2 pseudogenes are annotated in these 537 nt (G+C 54.4%); both read right to left on the bottom strand.

Going from position 1 to position 537, the window contains the following annotated elements:
- Nucleotides 1-190: pseudogene (locus AB4Z23_RS28095) on the bottom strand (alpha/beta hydrolase); the annotation flags it as partial.
- A gap of 104 nt (nt 191-294) precedes the next feature.
- A pseudogene (locus tag AB4Z23_RS28090) lies at nt 295-382 on the bottom strand (alpha/beta hydrolase); the annotation flags it as partial.
- Nucleotides 383-537: the final 155 nt, after the last annotated feature.

Below are 537 nucleotides of genomic sequence, written 5' to 3'. Positions count from 1 at the left end.
AAATAGCGTGGCTGCCCTCTACCTCTGTCACCGTTGAACCGGCACGCTTGTACATCCAGCGCTCCAGGTCGGGGTTTATCGTCATATCGTCCTTCGCTACAATTGCGTAGCTGGGCTTCTCGTGCCAAGCTGCGGCCGAAACCGGTGTATCGGTGGCGACGACGGCGACAGGCATTTGCGACCGGGCCATGAACTCGGCTTGATCCTTGGGCAGATCCCAGGTCGGGGTTTATCGTCATATCGTCCTTCGCTACAATTGCGTAGCTGGGCTTCTCGTGCCAAGCTGCGGCCGAAACCGGGGCATAGACTGGAGCAATTGTGCTGTGCTTTCACCTTTTTCAGGTTGGAGCGCTGCGACATAAACAAGTGCCTTGACATTAGGACGCAGCGAACTTTGACCGGTCTATAAGAAGGAACCCATCCTTCGACGGCTTAATATCCTTGGTGGGTGACGGCATAGACTGGAGCAATTGTGCTGTGCTTTCACCTTTTTCAGGTTGGAGCGCTGCGACATAAACAAGTGCCTTGACATTAGGA

Origin of the sequence: Agrobacterium sp. MCAB5 (assembly GCF_052114365.1) — a bacterium.
Lineage (GTDB): Bacteria > Pseudomonadota > Alphaproteobacteria > Rhizobiales > Rhizobiaceae > Agrobacterium > Agrobacterium tumefaciens.
This window is presented reverse-complemented; position numbering and strand designations above follow the sequence as displayed.